This is a genomic window from Paenibacillus roseus (assembly GCF_016424485.1).
Lineage (GTDB): Bacteria > Bacillota > Bacilli > Paenibacillales > Paenibacillaceae > Paenibacillus_D > Paenibacillus_D roseus.
Genome location: NZ_JAELUP010000095.1, coordinates 1 through 2,056, shown reverse-complemented (window position 1 = coordinate 2,056; position 2,056 = coordinate 1). Strand labels below are relative to the sequence as shown.

The 2,056-nt window shown below is 40.2% G+C and carries 1 protein-coding gene and 1 pseudogene; one reads left to right on the top strand and one right to left on the bottom strand.

Annotation, left to right across the window (positions count from 1 at the left end; translation table 11 throughout):
- Nucleotides 1-530 precede the first annotated feature (530 nt).
- Nucleotides 531-1,111: pseudogene (locus JFN88_RS16310) on the bottom strand (transposase); the annotation flags it as partial.
- A 90-nt stretch (nt 1,112-1,201) separates the two neighbouring features.
- On the opposite strand from JFN88_RS16310, the gene JFN88_RS16305 reads away from it, so the two are divergent.
- Nucleotides 1,202-1,462, top strand: a complete 261-nt coding sequence (locus tag JFN88_RS16305) for a hypothetical protein (RefSeq protein ID WP_199020327.1) — start codon at nt 1,202-1,204, stop codon at nt 1,460-1,462.
- Nucleotides 1,463-2,056 lie beyond the last annotated feature (594 nt).

Sequence of the window (2,056 nt, the reverse complement as noted above, 5' to 3'; positions counted from 1 at the left end):
ATTTTGTTTCAAGAAAGCTAATTTTACTAACAGATAATATGGAGAAGATCGAACTTGTCGTAAAAAGGAAAAAATTATATGATGAAATTATTTGTAGACAACGAGCAACTATTCAATACAGAGGTAATTTTCTGGAGAAGTATACTGCATTAACTGCTAATTCCGATGATATTTAAAAGAGATGAAAAATAAATCATAAGAATAAAGGCTCAATCTTAAAGCTTGTGCTTGACATCTCAACCTGACAACCGATGTAGATTACTTTTGGGTTACAATTCCGGCCTTATAACAATCATGACTGTATATAAAGTAGTGTCTGCGTTGAAAGCTTTGATGTGATTGGGACGTCCTTCTACGTTCGCATTAGCTAGAATTAGAAGGAAGAAGCTTTAAGGGGTGGAATTATCTTGAAACATGTCAAAATATTAAAAAGACCATGGGAGCGGCAAGGGGACACGTGAACGTCGTGTCTGTCAAGAATGATGTGTAAACTCATGAAAAGAGAATCTCCCCATGGGGGAGAGCAGCTTTCACGGCAAATGTTGTCCGATGCGCTCGGGAAAGAAGATCGAGAGTTGCAACAACATTTGTCCCAGTTTTGAACACGGCCTGTCCATTTGCAGGTGACGTCCATGGTGACTAGATACAGCATCTTCAGCAGCGCTTCATCTGTCGGGAAGATGCTTTTTCCTTTGGTGATCTTGTGAAGCTGGCGGTGGTAACTTTCGATCATGTTTGCCCTTGTAGATCAGCTTGCGGATTTGGTGGATGATGCACTTTTGAATCTCCGTCTTCGGAGAGCAGGCGATGATGGCCTGAGAGAAGCCCTTCAGGTTGTCCACACACGTAATCAGATTGTTCTGAACGCCACGGTTTTTGAGGTCATTCCGTACGCTCAACCCAAACTTCGCCGATCCACATCCCCAAGACATCCTTGTTGCCATCCAGGTCGATGCCAATGACTATGTAAGCTGCCTTGTTCAAGACACCGTCTTGCTTCACCTTGAAGTGAATCGAGTCCAGAAATATGGGAGGTATAAACGCTCTGCAGCGGACGATTTTGCCATTCTTTGATGGGCGGTACAATCTTGTTCGTCACATTGGAGATCATTTATACATGGATTAGGGAGCGTTTTAATATATGTAAAAATTTTAAATAATATCCAGATGAAATTAATAAAAAATAATAGAGGTGTTTTATATGGCAAATTATATTTGCCCTGTATGTGGCTTCGATTGCCTTGAAGATGAACCTTATATTAATGATGGAGATGCAGGAGCAGGGAGTTTTGAAATATGTCCATGCTGCAAATTTCAGTTTGGATATGATCAAAGGAGTAAGATCCCTGAGTATCGAGAGAATTGGATTGCTAAGGGGGCGAAATGGTTTGATAAAGACGAAAAGCCCGATAATTGGAGTTCGAAAGATCAATTGAGAAGAATAAATATTAAATTGAATTGAAGATTAAACTGGAAAATTGATTGGTGATTATGAAATGTAACCCGTAAGATGGACACTTGAAAAAAGTGAATTCTTACGGGTTTTTGTGCTTTAATCATTCTATTGAGAATACATGGGGAATGAGTGTCATGAAAAATCGTAAGCTGTGTATCGGGGCGGAATATTTCGTATGCTCCAGCTTTTAACTCCAGCTTTTAAACTCGCAACAGTGCAAGCCCACACACATCTGGGCTATGAGAGGCATGAAGCAAGGCCAAGACAACGCCAAACAGCCGTAACGGTAAACGGAGAAAAATCGTTGTAAGAAAGCAAGAGATTAAAGCTAATAATCGGTTGAAATATTTTCAAAATACTATTGGAATCCAACAGCGATGAATATCCAATGAAATGGATCATGCAATAATAACAGAAGCAGTCAGCCATTTTGGTATAGAATGGCGACCTGTGTTCAAGTCATAATGTACCTTGACCCGCTCAACAGGGTGGGGTAAATCCCCTTCCAAAATAATGCCATGTCAATTATCTGAGAAAATGTCACCTTAATTTGTCTATGAAAATGTCACTTTCATCGCAGTCCGAGCCCGTTTTAAGGGG

Excerpts from the sequence above, each read along its gene's own strand:
- JFN88_RS16305 (WP_199020327.1), top strand. The coding sequence starts at position 1,202 with ATGGCAAATTATATTTGCCCTGTATGTGGCTTCGATTGCCTTGAAGAT.